The organism is Thermoleophilum album (assembly GCF_028867705.1).
Classification (GTDB): domain Bacteria; phylum Actinomycetota; class Thermoleophilia; order Solirubrobacterales; family Thermoleophilaceae; genus Thermoleophilum.
Genome location: NZ_CP066171.1, coordinates 746,395 through 761,707 on the forward strand (window position 1 = coordinate 746,395; position 15,313 = coordinate 761,707).

Annotated in this window: 15 protein-coding genes and 6 tRNA genes; 12 read left to right on the forward strand and 9 right to left on the reverse strand. The window is 69.4% G+C overall.

The features are described 5' to 3' along the window. Positions 1-31 precede the first annotated feature (31 nt). Positions 32-2,032, forward strand: a complete 2,001-nt coding sequence (locus JDY09_RS03455; RefSeq protein WP_274717640.1) for an acetoacetate--CoA ligase — start codon at positions 32-34, stop codon at positions 2,030-2,032. Positions 2,033-2,163: 131 nt separating this feature from the next. Then, a complete protein-coding gene (locus JDY09_RS03460; protein WP_274717641.1) occupies positions 2,164-2,706 on the forward strand; it encodes a hypothetical protein in 543 nt (180 codons plus the stop codon). Positions 2,707-2,787: 81 nt separating this feature from the next. Here the strand turns inward: JDY09_RS03460 and JDY09_RS03465 are convergent. The 3 genes from JDY09_RS03465 to JDY09_RS03475 all read right to left on the reverse strand — a co-directional run bounded on the left by JDY09_RS03465 (position 2,788) and on the right by JDY09_RS03475 (position 3,574). Continuing rightward, positions 2,788-2,871: transfer RNA gene (locus JDY09_RS03465), tRNA-Leu, on the reverse strand. Positions 2,872-2,885: 14 nt separating this feature from the next. Next, positions 2,886-3,419, reverse strand: a complete 534-nt coding sequence (locus JDY09_RS03470) for a hypothetical protein (protein ID WP_274717642.1) — start codon at positions 3,417-3,419, stop codon at positions 2,886-2,888. 72 nt (positions 3,420-3,491) lie between these two features. Next, positions 3,492-3,574, reverse strand: a tRNA-Leu gene (locus JDY09_RS03475). 37 nt (positions 3,575-3,611) lie between these two features. Here JDY09_RS03475 and JDY09_RS03480 point away from each other — a divergent pair. From JDY09_RS03480 to JDY09_RS03515, 8 genes are all read left to right on the forward strand, one after another. Further along, a tRNA-Trp gene (locus JDY09_RS03480) sits at positions 3,612-3,685 on the forward strand. Beyond that, positions 3,659-4,042 carry a hypothetical protein gene (locus JDY09_RS03485; protein WP_274717643.1) on the forward strand — a complete coding sequence of 128 codons (384 nt, stop codon included), beginning with the start codon at positions 3,659-3,661 and terminating at the stop codon, positions 4,040-4,042. Before JDY09_RS03480 ends, JDY09_RS03485 begins: the two co-directional genes overlap by 27 nt. A 60-nt stretch (positions 4,043-4,102) precedes the next feature. After that, complete coding sequence (locus tag JDY09_RS03490) at positions 4,103-5,074, forward strand: phosphotriesterase family protein (RefSeq protein ID WP_274717644.1); 972 nt, start codon at positions 4,103-4,105, stop codon at positions 5,072-5,074. A gap of 26 nt (positions 5,075-5,100) precedes the next feature. Next, positions 5,101-5,171 (forward strand) — tRNA-Gly (locus JDY09_RS03495). A gap of 2 nt (positions 5,172-5,173) precedes the next feature. After that, positions 5,174-5,247: transfer RNA gene (locus JDY09_RS03500), tRNA-Pro, on the forward strand. 102 nt (positions 5,248-5,349) lie between these two features. Then, a complete protein-coding gene (locus JDY09_RS03505; RefSeq protein WP_274717645.1) occupies positions 5,350-6,447 on the forward strand; it encodes a GGDEF domain-containing protein in 1,098 nt (365 codons plus the stop codon). A 161-nt stretch (positions 6,448-6,608) separates the two neighbouring features. After that, on the forward strand, positions 6,609-7,673 hold the full coding sequence (locus JDY09_RS03510; RefSeq protein ID WP_274717646.1) for an NAD-dependent epimerase/dehydratase family protein: 1,065 nt from the start codon (positions 6,609-6,611) through the stop codon (positions 7,671-7,673). Positions 7,674-7,753: 80 nt separating this feature from the next. Then, positions 7,754-8,776: a metal ABC transporter substrate-binding protein gene (locus tag JDY09_RS03515; RefSeq protein ID WP_274717647.1), complete on the forward strand. Its 1,023-nt coding sequence runs from the start codon at positions 7,754-7,756 to the stop codon at positions 8,774-8,776. On the opposite strand, the gene JDY09_RS03520 is transcribed toward JDY09_RS03515, so the two are convergent. After that, the gene (locus JDY09_RS03520; protein ID WP_274717648.1) at positions 8,700-9,182 is read right to left on the reverse strand and encodes a Fur family transcriptional regulator; all 483 of its coding nucleotides are present in this window, start codon (positions 9,180-9,182) and stop codon (positions 8,700-8,702) included. The two genes, JDY09_RS03515 and JDY09_RS03520, sit on opposite strands and share 77 nt — an antisense overlap. Positions 9,183-9,331: 149 nt before the next feature. Continuing rightward, entirely contained in the window at positions 9,332-9,940 is a 609-nt protein-coding gene (locus JDY09_RS03525) for a superoxide dismutase (RefSeq protein ID WP_274717649.1), read from the reverse strand. 140 nt (positions 9,941-10,080) lie between these two features. Between JDY09_RS03525 and JDY09_RS03530 the strand changes: the two genes are divergently transcribed. Next, positions 10,081-10,164 (forward strand) — tRNA-Leu (locus tag JDY09_RS03530). Between the two features lie 160 nt (positions 10,165-10,324). Beyond that, entirely contained in the window at positions 10,325-11,188 is an 864-nt protein-coding gene (locus JDY09_RS03535) for a winged helix-turn-helix domain-containing protein (RefSeq protein WP_274717989.1), read from the forward strand. On the opposite strand, the gene JDY09_RS03540 is transcribed toward JDY09_RS03535, so the two are convergent. The 4 genes from JDY09_RS03540 to JDY09_RS03555 form a co-directional block, all read right to left on the reverse strand. After that, a complete protein-coding gene (locus JDY09_RS03540; protein WP_274717650.1) occupies positions 11,125-12,714 on the reverse strand; it encodes an MFS transporter in 1,590 nt (529 codons plus the stop codon). The two genes, JDY09_RS03535 and JDY09_RS03540, sit on opposite strands and share 64 nt — an antisense overlap. Before the next feature lie 320 nt (positions 12,715-13,034). After that, positions 13,035-13,649, reverse strand: coding sequence for a sterol desaturase family protein (locus tag JDY09_RS03545; protein ID WP_274717652.1), 615 nt, complete (start codon positions 13,647-13,649; stop codon positions 13,035-13,037). A 355-nt stretch (positions 13,650-14,004) separates the two neighbouring features. Beyond that, on the reverse strand, positions 14,005-14,520 hold the full coding sequence (locus JDY09_RS03550; protein WP_274717654.1) for a hypothetical protein: 516 nt from the start codon (positions 14,518-14,520) through the stop codon (positions 14,005-14,007). Positions 14,521-14,609: 89 nt separating this feature from the next. Continuing rightward, positions 14,610-15,209: a hypothetical protein gene (locus JDY09_RS03555; RefSeq protein ID WP_274717655.1), complete on the reverse strand. Its 600-nt coding sequence runs from the start codon at positions 15,207-15,209 to the stop codon at positions 14,610-14,612. Positions 15,210-15,313: the final 104 nt, after the last annotated feature.

A 15,313-nucleotide genomic window follows, 5' to 3' on the forward strand; every position in this document is an offset into this window, starting at 1 on the left:
TCGCCGCGAAGGCGCTACGCTGCCGTCCGCGATGGGCCTGGCCAGGAGGGGGGAGGTCCTGTGGGAGCCCGACCGCGCGCTACGCGAGCGGACGGCGCTCGTGCGCTTCGAGCGTTTCATCGCCGAGCGGCACGGCCTCGAGTTCGGTGGCGACTACCACGCGCTCTGGCGGTGGTCGGTCGAGGCGCTCGAGGATTTTTGGCAAGCGATCTGGGACTTCTTCGCGGTCCATGCCACCACGCCACCGTCAGCGGTGCTGGCCGAGCGCAAGATGCCCGGAGCGTGCTGGTTCCCAGGCGCGCGCCTGAACTACGCCGACCACGTGTTTCGCGCCTGGGAAGGGCGTGAAACAGCGACAGCGCTGCACGCCTACTCGGAGACCCGGCCGCCGGCGACAGTGACTTGGGGCGAGCTGCGGGCGCTGGTGGCGCGGATCCGTGCCGGTCTGAGAGCGGCGGGCGTCGGTCCGGGCGACCGCGTCTGCGCGTACATGCCGAACGTACCCGAGACCGTGGCGGCGTTCCTCGCCACCGCGAGCCTCGGTGCAGTGTGGTCGAGCGCAGCGCCCGAGTTCGGCGTGCGCGCCGTGCTCGATCGCTTCGCTCAGATCGAGCCCAAGGTGCTGTTGGCGATCGATGGATACCGCTACGGGGGCCGCGACTTCGACCGTCTCGACGCCGTGCGCGCGCTCGCCGAAAACTTGCCGACGCTCGGTGCCGTGTACGTCCTCGGCTATTTGCGAGGCGAACCACGCATCGCCGACATCCCGCGCGCTCGCCGCTGGGACGAGCTCGTCGCGGTCGAGGAACCGCTCGCCTGCGAGGCAGTGGCCTTCGATCACCCGCTGTGGGTGCTCTACTCGTCGGGCACGACCGGCCTGCCCAAAGCGATCGTGCACGGCCACGGCGGCATCCTCCTCGAGCATCTCAAGAAGATGCACCTGCACACCGACCTCCGGCCGGGCGACCGCTTTTTCTGGTTCACGACGACCGGCTGGATGATGTGGAACTTCCTGGTGTCGGGGCTCCTCGCCGGCAGCGAGCTCGTCCTCTACGACGGCAACCCCGCCTACCCCGACACGCTCGCCCTGTGGCGTCTCGCCGACGAGGTCGGCATCACCTGCTTCGGGACGAGCGCCGCCTTCATCCACGCCTGCATGAAGGCGGGCGCCAAGCCCGGGCGTGAGCTGTCGCTCGCCGCGCTTCGGAGCGTCGGATCGACAGGGTCGCCGCTGTCGCCGGAAGGGTTCGTGTGGGTGTACGAGGAGGTCAAGCGCGACCTCTGGTTGTTCTCGACTAGCGGCGGTACCGACGTGTGCAGCGCCTTCGTTGGGGGTGTGCCGACGCTGCCCGTGTGGTGCGGGGAGCTGCAGGCGCGCGCCCTGGGGGCCAAGGTCGAAGCGTTCGACGAGCAGGGGCGCAGCGTGGTCGGGCAGGTGGGCGAGCTGGTGATCACCGAGCCGATGCCCTCGATGCCCGTCTGTTTCTGGAACGACCCCGACGGCTCGCGCTACCGCCAGAGCTACTTCGACGTCTACCCGGGCGTGTGGCGGCACGGCGACTGGATCGAGATCACGCCGCGCGGCAGCGCCGTCATCTACGGACGCTCTGACGCCACGATCAACCGGCAGGGCGTGCGGATGGGGACGAGCGAGATCTACCGAGCTGTGCTCGCCGTCGACGAGGTCGAGGACGCGCTCGTCGTCGACGTTCCGCGGGGCGACGGGGAATCTTGGATGCCGCTGTTCGTCGTTCTTCGCGACGGAGTCGAACTGGACGACGAGCTGCAGGCGCGTATCCGTAAGCGCGTGCGCGAAGACTGCTCGCCGCGGCACGTTCCCGATGCCATCTACCAGGTAGAGGCGATCCCGCGCACGCTGTCGGGCAAGACGCTCGAGGTGCCGGTCAAACGGATCCTGATGGGCACGCCGCCGGAGCGTGCCGCAAGCAGGGAATCGCTGAGCGACCCCGAGGCCTTCGATCGTTTCGTCGCCTTCCTCGAGACCTTGCCCGCAGTGCAGAACGCGCGTTAGGTTCAGCTCGAGCCGTTCGCGCCGGCTGCTGCGGCTCCGTTTTGCCGCCTGCTATCGGCGCCGCGCCGGCCGCACGAGCGGGAAGAGCGTCCGCTGACGAGCTGTCGGCGGATTTTCCCGAAGGAGGAGTCATGCAGGCAGAGTTGGGGCGCGTTACCCCAGCCGTGAAGATCGCGGCAGCTGGCGCTGTCGTGCTCGTCGTGTCCTTGTTCCTGCCGTGGTACGGGATAACTCTCGAGGGGCCTCTCGGCAGTAGCTTGGGCGGGCTCGACACGACCGCGAGCGGGTGGGAGGCGCTCGAGCTGATCGACGTCCTTCTTTTCCTCGCGGCGCTGGTCGTGATCGCCGTAGCTGCAGCACAGGCGACCGGACGCGAGCTGCCCGTGCCCAGCGGCCGCGTTGTCGCCGGCGCCGCACTGCTAGCGCTGGCTCTCGTGCTCTACCGCCTGATCGATTCGCCGGGCCCGAGCGTGCCAGCGTTCCTCGAAGCAGCGGGAATCGATATCGGTCGCCGCTTCGGGGTATTCGTCGCTCTAGCGGCGGCGGTAGCGATGGCCTACGGCGGAGTGCGGGCGGCCGCCGGCGAGGCACCGCACGCTGCAGGCTCCGTCCCGCCCGTTCCTGGAGAGCCCTCGCGCTCGGAGGGCGAACAGGCGACTCCTTCGGCGCCGTAGGTTCTCGCCGTCGGGCGCGATCGACGTTTCGTCCTGGCGGCGCGAGGGCGTCGCCAAGACGAAACTCGTGCGTGCCGCCGATGCCCGGGGTGGGATTCGAACCCACACGCCCTCGCGGGCAAGGGATTTTGAGTCCCCCGCGTCTGCCAGTTCCGCCACCCGGGCTTGCGCGGCGAATGCTAGGCGCTCGCGCGACCGCGCAGGGCCGAGCCGTGCCAGTCGCCGCGGAAGTAGCGTCGCGCTTCTTCGTCGTCGAGCTCGACCTCGACGTTCCACTTCTGGGCAAATCCGCGCAGCGCGAACGCGACCAAAAGAAGCTGGACGGGCACGATCGCCAGCGTGAGCGTCCCGAGCAGCTCGGCGTCGATGTTCGATGGCTCGAAACCGGCGCGATCGCGGTCGAACCACGCCGGGCCCGCGATCGCAGCGATGACAGCGATCAGGGTCGCAAGCGCGGCGGCGACGGGCAGCACGCCGCGTCGCCAGCGCAACACCATGATCGCGATCGTTCCATAGATCAGGGCGTACGCGAGCGGCACAATCTGCCCGCCCTGGAGCTGGGACCAGCCACCGATCGTGACGATCAGGAACAGCCCGATGCTGGCCACAAGCAGCGCGACAATAGCGACGCGCGTCGCCTTGGCAGCCGCTGTGTCGCGGTTCGGATGGACGACGACCGTCGGCGGCTGCTGCGTTCTAGCCCGACCCTCCATCGCACCGCCGAGTCTACGGCGCCGCAGCGCCGAAAGTCGAGGTTCGATCGGCCATGTTGGGCAGCCCGGGAGTGCGGGCGGAGGGATTCGAACCCCCACGCTCTTGCGAGCACCGGCTCCTAAGGCCGGCGTGTCTACCGTTCCACCACGCCCGCCGGGCGCACGATTCTAGAATCGTGTCCGCTGCAAGTTGGGGCAGTGGCCAAATTGGATAAGGCACCGGTCTCCAAAACCGGCGATTGCAGGTTCGAGTCCTGCCTGCCCCGCTCCGTTCCGCTTCGCCCCCTCGGGCCTTTAGGATCGCCCCCGAGCGTCTCCGTGACGCGCCAGCGGAGGAGTCGATCGCACAAGAGGGGGCGGAACTGGACGCCGTTGCCTACACACTGTTTTTCATCGGCGGGCTCGGCTTCGGCTACGCTGCGCCCGGTCTGTGGAAGGCCGCGTGTTTCGCGCTGCCGGTAGCGCTCGCGGTTCTGGCGATGACCCAGGACGGCGTGCAAGGCGCGATCGTCGCCGAGCTTGCGCTTGCGCTCGTCATCACCGCTGGGGGTCTGCTGGTCGGCATCGTTCTCGACCGCGGCACGCTGCGCGGACGTGATGGCAGCGATCGGCAGACCTCCTAGTCGGGGCGAGCGCGGTGCTGCGCCGACCGGCGGGGTCGAATAGTCAAGGGGGGAGGCAGGATGGCTGAGGTTGAAACGGTTACCGGACCGGTCCCGGCAGAGCAGCTCGGTTTGACGCTCGTGCACGAGCACGTGCGTTTCCGTGACGAAGCGGTCGCCGAGCAGTGGCCCCACCTCTACGACCGCGACGCCGAGCTCGCTGCCGCTGTCGAGGCGGTGAACGCCGCGAAAGCGCACGGTGTGAGGACGATCTGCGATCCGACGGCGATGTTCGGGGGGCGCGACGTGCGCTTCATGCGCGAGGTATCGGAGCGCACCGGCGTGCAGATCATCGCTTGCACGGGCATCTACACCTACGACCACCTACCGATGTTCTTCCGCACACGCGACGTCGACGCGATCGCAGAGCTCTTCGTGCGCGACATCACCGAGGGGATCCAGGGCACCGACATCAAGGCGGCCTTCATCAAGTGCGCGGCGGACGAGCCGGGGGTCAACGAGAACGTCGAAAAGATCCACCGTGCCGCGGCGCGCGCCAGCCGCGCCACCGGCGTGCCGATCATGGCGCATACGCGCCCTGCTTCGAACACCGGTCCCCGACAGCTCGAGATCTTTCTGGAGGAAGGCGTGGCGCCCGAGAAGGTCCAGCTCGCCCACACCGGCGACAGCGACGATCTCGACTACATCGTGCCGCTCCTCGAGCAAGGGGTTTACGTCGGCCTCGATCGCTATGGCCTCGAGATGTTCCTGCCGCTCGAGCGCCGCAACGAGACGCTCTTGGCACTAGTCGAGCGCGGCTACGTTGATCGGCTCCTCGTCTCGCAGGACTTCTGCGCAACGATCGACTGGTTCCCATCCGAAGCTGTGGAGCAGCTCGTCGCTGGCGGCGCTGTGAGCCCGGACTGGAGCATGGTGCTGGTGTTCGAGAAGGTGCTCCCGGCCTTGCGCGAACGGGGGTTGTCCGCCGACGACGAACGCCGGATATTCGTCGACAATCCGCGCCGCTGGCTGACGGGTGAGCGACTCTCGTAGGGGAGTTTCTAGAATCGGCGGCGCAAGCGGGCGTGGTGTAGTGGCTGCACAGGAGCCTTCCAAGCTCCTAGGGCGGGTTCGAATCCCGTCGCCCGCTCCCGGGGCGTGGCGCAGCCTGGTAGCGCGTTCGGCTGGGGGCCGAAAGGTCGCCGGTTCAAATCCGGCCGCCCCGACTTCGCTCCGCAGTTGCGGCGAGGCACGGCGGCGCGCTGCGCTTGTGGCTGCTCGAGGCGGAGCGCTGGCCAGCGCCCGCTGGCGGCCGGCGAGGTCGAGCGATGTTCGCGGGGAAATTCACGGCGCCCCCTAGGCGCACAAGACGACGGCCGCGGCTCTCGCCGATCGCCGCGACGCCGGGCTACGAGGAGCCCGAGATGGCGCGGCGGATCGCCAGCCTGATGCTTTTGGCCGGCGCGGTCACGGTGCTTTTGATCCTCCAAGCGCCGGACGTCGACCCGAGCGACCACGACGGCTTCCGTGTGATCGCGATCCTGGCTGCGCTCGGAGCGGCAGTGATCTGGTTCGGGCGTCTCGAGGGGCTCGCGGCGATTCTCGTCGGCGTCGTTTACGGCATCGGTCTTGTCAGCGCCGCCGTCTACGTCGCGAAACCGATCTCCGGGACCTCCTCCTTCTATCTGTGGCCGCTGCTTTTCGGCGCCTACTTCTTGCGCTGGCGCTGGGTGGTCGCCATCGTCGCGCTCGCCTGGGCGAGCTTCGCGGGCGCGCTGGCGCTGCGTCCGGACATCGAGATGCGCGCAATTCTCTTCGTCGACACCGTCGTGACGGTGTCGGTAGCGGTCGCCGTGGTGGTGTACCTGCGCGAGCGGGTGGCCGAGCTCGTCGGGCACCTCCGCCGCAGCGCGATCACCGATCCGCTCACCGGGCTCGTCAACCGGCGCGGCTTCGAGGAGGCGCTGGAACGCGAGTTGGCGCGTGCCCAGCGCAGCGGTGCCCCGGTGGCGTTGGTCGTGTTCGATCTCGATCACTTCAAGCAGCTCAACGACACCCTCGGCCACGCCGCCGGCGACCGTGCGCTCGTGCAGTTCGCTCGCCTTTTGCGGCGCAGCGCGCGACGCGGCGACGTGCTCGCGCGGATCGGCGGTGAGGAGTTCGCGGCCGTTCTCTACGACGCTGACGCCAACGACGCCCTGACCTTCGCCGAGCGCGTCGTCGCGCGCCAGCGCCAACTCGATCGCGAGACGCCGCTGACGGTGAGCGCGGGCGTGGCGGTCGGTCGCAGCCCCTATCCCACGCGCGACGAGATTTTCGACGCTGCCGATCGTGCCCTGTACGCGGCGAAGCGGGCGGGCCGGGCGCGGGCGCGGCTGGGCGAGGTACCCGCGAGAGCGACAGTCGCCACCAGCGGACCGGCCTGAGGAGCGAACCGAGCCGGTGCTGTAGCGGGCGGTGCGCCGTCCGGCGGCGCGCCGGGACGGTCCGTCGCATTCGGCTGGCAAGGAGCTGGGAGCGTGTCGCGGGCCGGAACCGACCGCTATCCCAACCCCAGCAGGGGGATTTTGTTAGGTTTCCCTAACCAATGGAGCGCGTGACGGTAGGAGTCGAGTCCGGGCGAGCGGGGGTGTCGCCCCGGGGCTGGCGGAGTGGCGCGCGCCTGCGGGTGCTCGTTACGGGAGGGCTCGGCTTCGTGGGTTCCCACCTCTGCTTAACGCTCCGCGCTCGCGGCTTCGAGGTGACGGCGGTCGATTGCCTGCGCTCGTCGTACCTCCCGCCGGCGGGTCCCGCCGCGCTCGCGCGCTTCGCCGAACAGGACATCTGCGCTGTGCGCCTGCTCGACCTCGCCCGCTGCGACGTCGAGCGGCTCGTCGCAGGCCACGACTGCGTCGTGCATCTCGCGGCGCTGCCGGGTGTGCGCCAGCGGGCGACGCTCGGCGAGCTCTGGCAGCAGAACGTCGCAGTCACGGCCGGCCTCGTCGCCGCGTGCGCGCGGCTCGGAAAAAGGATCGTCTTCGCCTCGAGCTCATCGGTCTACGGGGACGCCCCGGCTCTACCGACGCCAGAGGACGCTCCGCTCGCACCCCAAGGGCTCTACGCCGCCAGCAAGGCGGCCGCCGAAGGTGTCTGTCGCCAGCTTCACCGTTCGCGCGGCGCCGACGTCGTGATCGTCCGTTTGTTTACCGTGTTCGGACCCGGGCAGCGACCCGACATGGCGATCTCGCGCTGGATCGCCGCTCTGCTGCGTGACGAGCCGTTGCCGTGGAGCGCACCTTCGGGAGCGCGCCGCGAGCTCACGGTCGTCGAGGACGCTTGCGAAGGCATCGCGGCAGCGCTCGAACGCGGAGTAGCGGGCCGCACCTACAACATCCCGGGGTGCGGGTCCGTGGCGCTCGAGGATCTCGTGCCCGCACTCGAGCGACTGACTGGTCGCAAGGCCCGCACCGCCGCTCGCGAACAGCACCCTGCCGACGTTCTCGCTACCGCCGCCTGCGGCGAGCGCGCACGACTCGAGCTCGGTTTCGCTCCGCGGCGATCGCTGCTCGACGGCTTGGCGCGCCAAGTCGAGGCGATGGCCGCAGACCTCGCCGCCGGCGCCCGGAGTCGGCGCCAGCGGCTGCCGCTCTCGCCCACCCCGGCGGTCGCCTAGCGCCGGTCCCCACGCACGGCCGACGCTGCAGCGACAGCAGCTAAATGAGAATCATTCTCATTTGCGCTAGAGTGACGCGCGTGTTCGCGCATCGATCGCTCTCGAGTTCTCCGTTCGTCCACAAGCGAGCGCGCTGGCGCCGCGCCCTCCTACCGCTGACAGCCACCCTCGTGATCGTCGCCGGCGGCTGCGCGGGAGGTGGCGAGGGTGCGGGCGAGGGAGCATCCCCTCGCAGCGGGAAAGCGGCCAGCGCCCAAGTTGTCGCTACAACCGCGGTCGGCGCCGACATCGCCCGCCACGTGCTCCCGTCGAACGTCGCGGTGCGCACGATCATGGGTGCGGGCAGCGACCCGCACCACTTCGAACCGAAGCCGAGCGATGCGCGGGCACTAGCCGGCGCCGATCTCGTGGTGCGCTCGGGAGGCGACATCGATCAGTGGGTGACACGCCTCCCCGGCTACGACGCGCAGCGTGCAGTCGACCTGGGTGCGGCCGCGGGCCTCGTCGGAGGCGACCCGCACTGGTGGCACGACCCGCGCCGCGCCGCGCGCGCGGCGCGGGCGCTGGCGCTTCGTGCCGCCGAGCTGGGGGTGGCGCAGCGGGGAACGCTCGAAGGCCGCGCTGCCGCCTTCGCCGCCGCGCTCGGCCGCCTGTCTGCCGCCGTACGCGGCTGCATCGACCGGCTGCCGGTCCCTCGTCGCCAGCTCGTGACGACGCACCGCTCGCTCCAGTACTTCGCGCGCCGCTTCGGTCTCGTCGAGGTGGGAGCCGTGATCCCCTCGCTCTCGACCGAGGCCGAGCCCTCGCCGCGTGACATCCAGCGCCTTGCTGCCGAGATGCGGCGACGTCGCGTGCCCGCCGTTTTCCCCGAGCACGGCTCCTCGGACCGGCTCGAGCGTGCGCTGGTGCGCGCCAGCGGAGCGCGGCTCGGGGAACCGCTCTACACCGATTCGCTTGCGCCGAGCGGTCGCGCCGCCAGCTACCTGGGCATGTTGGCGAGCAACGCCGACGCCGTCGTGCGCGGCCTCAGCGGCGGGCGCTTCGGCTGTCGCGCGGCGCTAGCGAGCGCGGCAGGCAGTCCGGACAGAGCCCGCGCAGGGTGACGTCGTGGTCGTCGACGGCGAAGGCGAGCCGCTCCGCCAGCTGCGCTAGGACGCGCTCGAGCTCGGGGTCCTCGAACGTCTCGACGTTGCCGCAGTTGCCGCAGACGGTGTGATGATGGTGGCTGCCGTCGGGCGCCGCCGGCTCGAAGCGACTGCTGCGTTCACCTGGCGCACCGATGCTGCGCACTAGACCGAGCTCGGCGAGCAGCTCGAGCGTCCTGTAGACGCTCGCAACGCCGATCCGCACACCGAGCTCCTCGACCGCGTCGCGGATCTCGCGCGCGCTCGCGCCACACTCGCGACGGGCGAGCGCGGCGACGACGGCGCGCCGTGCGCGCGACTCTCTGAACCCCGCTTCGCGTAGGCGGGCTAGCGCATGGGACTCCCACTCCGGCGGCGCGCCCATGTCCGTAACGTTAGTGCGCGTGACGCTCGCGCCCGGTAGGCGACCCCGAGCAGGGTTGCGCGGTCTTGCGGCGATCGCTGTACCCGCCCGCTTGCAGCACAAAAAAGGGGCGGCTTGCGCCGCCCCTGACGCTTGGAGCGCCTAGTCGGTCAGCGCGCCACGCGCGCGAAGTCCTCGGCGACCTTCTTCCAGTTGACCACGTTCCACCACGCGTCGATGTAGTCGGGACGCCGGTTGCGGTACTTCAGGTAGTAGGCGTGCTCCCAGACGTCGACGCCAAGCAGCGGCGTCTTGCCGTCCGAGAGCGGGTTGTCCTGGTTGGGCGTGGAGACGATCGCAAGGCCCGATCCGTCCCACACGAGCCACGCCCAGCCGCTTCCGAACTGGTTGACGCCGGCTTCCTTGAACTTCGCTTTGAAGTCGGCAAACGACCCGAAGGTCGACTGGATCGCCTCGGCGAGCGCGCCCTCGGGCTCGCCGCCGCCGTCAGGCGACATCCACTCCCAGAACAGCGTGTGGTTGAGGTGGCCGCCGCCGTTGTTGCGCACGGCGGTGCGCACGTTCTCGGGCACCTGAGAGAGGTTGCGGATCACCTCTTCGATCGGTTTGTCCGCCCACTCGGTGCCCTCGAGCGCCGCGTTGACCTTGTCGACGTACGCCTGGTGGTGCTTGTCGTGGTGCAGCCGCATCGTCTCCTCGTCGATGTGCGGCTCGAGCGCGGCGTAGTCGTAGGGAAGGGGTGGCACCTCGTAAGCCAATGCAGCCTCCTTTCGGCCTTGGACGATCGCGAACGAGCGGGCTCGAACTGTATGCGATCGCGACCGCGCCGACGCGCGTGTATGCGATCGCGACCGCGTCGACGCGCCGCAAGCGGCGCTAACTTTTATCGCCGCACCGCGCGGATGTGGTGGAACTGGTAGACACGCGGTCCTCAGGAGGCCGTGGGCGAAAGCCCGTGGGGGTTCGAATCCCTCCATCCGCACTGGTTTAGGCTTAGGTCGAGGCTGGCGCGGGCGATCCAAACGGCTCGCGGCCGCGTGTTCGTGGCCACGCCACGACCCCATGTAGAGCGGCCCCCGCCCTGCGCTTCGACCGTCTGGCGTACCGGTCGCGTGCGGACGCGCGCTTGTCTGTTGTTCGCGATGGTAGGCGACGCCTGGGTGCACGCTGTGCGCAGCGACGAGCGCGAGCTGCTGGTAGCCGCGCTGTCGGCGTTCGGGTATCACTGTCGCCCGCTGGTCGCCCAGGGCTTCGCTGTTCTGGACGGCAACGACCCGCCCTTACAGGCGGGCGCGGCGTCGGCTGGCGAGTACGGCCGAGCCGGCGACCGTGTACCAGCGCTCGTAGCCGTCGCCATCGAGCGCGACCGGGAACCGTCGGAGCGCCTTGTTCGCACCGCCACGCGAGCGCAAGCCGCCGGTGCGGCGGTGGTCGCTGTCGCTGACCCTACGAGCGAGAGCCGGCTCGCGCTCGCCTGCGACGAGCTCGTAGTGCGGCCCTACGGACTCGCCGAGCTCGAGCTGCGCATCGCTCGTGCCTTGCGCGCCGCGAAACACCGCGCTGGTGTCAGCACGTCGGAGACGGAAGATGGCGCGGGGAGCATCGGTCGCGCTACCGGACCCGGCGGTGGCAACACGCTGCGGTGGGGGAGCGTCGAGCTCGACCTCGCTGCCCGCCGCTGCAGCGTCGAGGGGCGCGAGGTCGCCCTCACGCGCCTCGAGTTCGACCTCCTAGCCCACCTGGTCGCCAACTCGCGGCGCGTGCACTCCCGCGCGGGCCTGCTGCTGGCGGTGTGGGGATGCCAGGAGCCTGCCGGTGAGCGCGCCGTCGACGTGTGCGTGCAGCGCCTGCGGCGCAAGCTCGGCCCCGCCGGTCGCCACCTGATCGAGACCGTGCGCGGTGTCGGCTACAGGGTGGCGCCGGCGGGGCCGAGCCGTGCCGCTCACACGGTCGCCTCCGCCGCGATGCTCGGTACACGGCCGACGGCGAAGGAACGCCGCAGGTAGAAGAACCACGTCATCGCCGCGAAGACGGCGTAGCCGGCGCAGAAGACCGCTAGCGCCGGGATTGCCCAGTCGGCGTTGGCTTCCGCGATGCGCAGCTTTTCGGCGACCGTGTCGGCTTGCTTCATCGCGGCCGACACGCCCAAGCTCGCCTGGCGGAACACCAGCTGGATCAGGAAGCCGCCGAACGCGCCCACCGCGCCGGCGATGCCGATCACGGCGGCGGCGCGACGCTTGAACTCGTTTCGAACCGCGCTCTCGCTCTGTCCCGAGCTGCGCGCGTGGCGGCGCCCGAGCGTGGCGAAGATCGCCGGGATCATGCGGTAGGTCGAGCCGTTGCCCATGCCCGACAGCGTGAAGATCACGAGGTACGAGCCAAGGAAGAGCGGGAAGCTGCGGCTAGCGATCCCGGCGATCGCTAGCAGTGTGAAAGCGCCCATCCCGAGGAAACAGGCGAGCGTCACGCGCGCGCCACCCCACCTGTCGGAGAGCCAGCCGCCGAACGGACGCGACACCGAGCCCACAAGGGCGCCGAGGAAAGCGAGACCGCCCAGGTAGGTGGCGATGAACGGGTTCTCGGCCAGGAACTCAGGGAAGGTGTTCTTGATGACGAGCGGCAGCGAGAACGAGTAGCCGATGAAGGACCCGAAGGTGCCGATGTAGAGGATCGACATGATCAGCGTGTGCGGCTCCGTGAGCGCCTGCACGTAGCTGCGGCGGTCGGTGCGCGCATCGGCGATGCTGTCCATGAACAGCAGCGCACAAAGCGCCGCTACGACCAACAGCGGAACCCACATCCAGCCGGCGTAGGCGAGCTTGACCTCGTGCACAGGATCGGCGAGCTCGGCTGCCGGCACGCCGATCACGATTACCAGCGGAACTACGAGCTGGGTGACGGCGACGCCCAGATTGCCGCCGGCGGCGTTGAGACCTAGAGGCAGGCCCTTCTTTCCGTCGGGATAGAAGAACGAGATGTTGGCCATCGACGAGGAGAAGTTGCCGCCGCCGAGGCCGGCGCTCGCGGCGCAGGCGAGCAAGATCCAGAACTGCGTGTCCGGGGCCTGTGCCGCGAGCCAGCCGCTCGGTACGACGAGCGCCACCGCCAGCGCCGGGATCAGCAACAGGGCCGCGCTCGCGAACGTCCAGAGCCGCCCGCCGAAACGGGCGACCGCGAACGTGTACGGGATGCGGAGGAAGCTGCCGACGAGGTTCGGCACAGCGGTAAGCCAGAACTGCTCGGCAAGCGTGACGTCGATGCCCGCGTTCGGGAGGTTGACGACGAGGATCGTCCAGAGCACCCAGATGCTGAACCCGAGGTGCTCGGCGAAGATCGAGAACACGAGGTTCTTGCGCGCGATGCGCTTGCCAGCGATCGCCCAGAAGCGCTCGTCTTCGGGCTGCCAATAGTGCAGCCAGCGGCCGCGCAGCCAGTTTTTGCGTAGCTCGGCTGCCCGCGTTGCGACCGCGGCGTCGCGCGCTCCTGGCGAGGCAGTAGACCGGTTGGCCTGCGCTTGCGGGACCGCTTTCATCCACAACCCCCTTGGTGTCGGAACCGATCACGCTGCGGCCGTCGCGGCGAGGGGAGCGGCGACGCCCCGCGACCCGCGCCCGACCGCTTTGGCCGCTGCGGCCGATCATGCGCGGCGGGTGTTTCATGCGCGTTCCGCGCGTGTTGCAATTCCGTTACAGCCGCGGCAGTGCGTGTCGCGGGGGTGCTAGCTAGCTAGCTAGCTAGCCTCACCACCACCACCGGGTGGGGAACGCGCCTACCCGCGCTCGCGCCGGATCGGTGTCGCGCGAAGCGGGCCTGTGCGGGGAAAGGCGCGCTGTGGCGGAGCGAGCGTCGCGCCTAGGTGCCGGCGGTCTGCTCGGCGCCCTTGCGCTGGCGGCCGCCGCGCTGGGGGACGGTGCCGAAGACCACGTCCCACCAGGGCGCGCTGATGCCGTAGCCGCGCGTGGCGTCCTGGAAGTGGTGGCGCATGTGCAGCTCGCGCAAGAGACGCATCAGTCGCGTCCGCGGCCGGTGATGGTGGACGCTGTAGTGGATCATGTCGTAGAGCAGGTAGCCGCCGTAGAACCCGGCGCCAAAAAAGTAGGCGTGCGGCGTGCCGATGACAGCGTCGAACCCCAGCCAGAAAAGCAGCGCCAGCGGCACGCTCACCGATGGCGGCATCACGAGCCGCTTGGGATCGTTCGGGTAGTCGTGGTGAACACCGTGAATGATCCAGTGCAGGCGTGCGCCGAAGCCGCGCTCGGGCTCGAAGTGGAAGACAGCGCGGTGGATCCAGTACTCGCAGAACGTCCAGAACGCGTAGCCCCCGGCGACCAGCGCGAGTGCAGCGAGCGGCGCTACACCGCCATCGATCCCGAGGTACAGAAGCGCGAGCACGACCGGTCCGAAGATCACGACCGGCACGGCCGGATGCACCCGCGAGAGGAACTCGAGCAAGTCGTTCTCAAACATGCGCGGTGTCGCGCGCAGCTGGTCGACGCTACCGGCGTAGCGTCGCGGCCGTGCGCCCGTAGGGGCAGCGGTATGTCGCGCCGACGTTGCGGAGCTCTCGGGCGTTGACGTTCGACCTGCCACCGGTCCCTCCTTCGCCGGATCGACTCGCGATGCGGGCGCGCCACTTGTCGCGGTAGCGGCCACACTCCCGCGCACGTCGCGCTTAAGGCTAATTAGCACGAACGCGAGCGGTCGTCGTGCTGCGCGAACCTGCGAGGACCCACGCCCGGTTCCAGAGAGTCCCTGGGACGGCATCGGGGGCGGGTGATCCCGCCCCCGATGGTCAGCGTCGACTCTATGGTCCGCGTCGACTCTAGTGCCCCATGCTCATGCCACCGCCCGACGAACCGGCCCCGCCACCTGCCCGCGGCACGACGATCGTCTTGGTTGCGGCGACCACCTTTCCCTTGCGCACGTAGTCGCCGTGGTCGTTGCCGTTAAGGGTGACCCGCACCGTGTGCTTGCCAGGCGGCAGCAAGTCGGCTTTCAGGTAGTACCAAGGTCCGTACAGCCGTGTGATCTTCTGGCCGTCGATGTAGAGATGGGCGTGGCCTTCGCCAGGGCGGTGCTTGCCGTTGACGCGCTGCGGCGCCCAGCGGAACTTGCGCGTCCGCACCTCGAGGTTCCAGCCGGACATAGCATCTTTGTGCAACCGGATTGCCACCTTCATTCCCGTGGGTGCGGGATGCGTCTTTGTGGACTCGTGTCCGGTGGCGATACCGGTCGCGGCGAACAGAACCCCTGCCGCACAGACGGCAGCGATCGCCACTCGCCGGTGGGTGCGCACCGTTCCGCCGCGCACGAAGGAACGCGAAAACGAGAGTTGCACTGTGCCTTTCCTCCTCGTCGAGGTTGGACCTTCCCGCTGCTGGGCACAGAGCACCCGACGGATTGCCGGCGCGAGCCTCAGGCTCGCGGCTAACTCGCGGGGCTCTGGCAGCAGGCTGGAGGAGGCCCGCGCGGCTGCGGTGCTAGACGGTCGCGAAAGCTCGGTGGTGCGCCAGGCGCTGCTGATACGCCCACGAGGAGCGGCCGCAAGGAAGGCGCGGCGACCGGCTCGAGCGGTAGCTGGGCGCTCCGACAGAAGAGTCCTGTGGCACCGGCAAGCGCACCGAGGGCGCAAGCGACCACCGGACCCACCCAGCCACCGTGGGCGAAGACATAGCTCGTGATCGCGCTCCCACTGGCTAACGCCTCGACGGTCTCCTGAGCGAGGTAGACGAGGAGCGCGGAGAGCGAAGAAGCGGCGACCAGCCTCGCGCCGCCTTGGGATCGCCGGTTGCTGTGCGGTGGGCGTAGCGCGTAGGCGACGATCGCCCCGCAGGCTGTCGCGAACAGCGCCACCGCGACGAGGTCGAGCGGAGCCAAGTACCCGTGTGGGCGATCCGCCGCGACAGCAGGGCCGGCGAGCCGGTAGCGGAGCTCGTGGGCGATCAGAGCGGCGGCGAACGGCGCGACGGCGATCCACGACCTGGGCAGCCGACCGGCACGCCTTTCCCGCAGCGCCACGTTACGCACTGAGTGTTTTTGTACACAAAAACGACCGCGCAGGTCAGCACGGTCGGCTTTTACCTGTGCTCACTGTCCGTGTCTCGCCCTAAACGGCTCCCCGGGCTCAGTCG

What these genes read in the sequence shown, in the direction of transcription:
- JDY09_RS03455 (WP_274717640.1), top strand. Translation starts at nt 32, where the DNA reads ATGGGCCTGGCCAGGAGGGGGGAGGTCCTGTGGGAGCCCGACCGCGCG.
- JDY09_RS03460 (WP_274717641.1), top strand. Translation starts at nt 2,164, where the DNA reads ATGCAGGCAGAGTTGGGGCGCGTTACCCCAGCCGTGAAGATCGCGGCA.
- JDY09_RS03470 (WP_274717642.1), bottom strand. Translation starts at nt 3,419, where the DNA reads ATGGAGGGTCGGGCTAGAACGCAGCAGCCGCCGACGGTCGTCGTCCAT.
- JDY09_RS03490 (WP_274717644.1), top strand. Translation starts at nt 4,103, where the DNA reads ATGGCTGAGGTTGAAACGGTTACCGGACCGGTCCCGGCAGAGCAGCTC.
- JDY09_RS03505 (WP_274717645.1), top strand. Translation starts at nt 5,350, where the DNA reads ATGTTCGCGGGGAAATTCACGGCGCCCCCTAGGCGCACAAGACGACGG.
- JDY09_RS03510 (WP_274717646.1), top strand. Translation starts at nt 6,609, where the DNA reads ATGGAGCGCGTGACGGTAGGAGTCGAGTCCGGGCGAGCGGGGGTGTCG.
- JDY09_RS03520 (WP_274717648.1), bottom strand. Translation starts at nt 9,182, where the DNA reads ATGGGCGCGCCGCCGGAGTGGGAGTCCCATGCGCTAGCCCGCCTACGC.
- JDY09_RS03535 (WP_274717989.1), top strand. Translation starts at nt 10,325, where the DNA reads ATGGTAGGCGACGCCTGGGTGCACGCTGTGCGCAGCGACGAGCGCGAG.
- JDY09_RS03540 (WP_274717650.1), bottom strand. Translation starts at nt 12,714, where the DNA reads ATGAAAGCGGTCCCGCAAGCGCAGGCCAACCGGTCTACTGCCTCGCCA.
- JDY09_RS03545 (WP_274717652.1), bottom strand. Translation starts at nt 13,649, where the DNA reads ATGTTTGAGAACGACTTGCTCGAGTTCCTCTCGCGGGTGCATCCGGCC.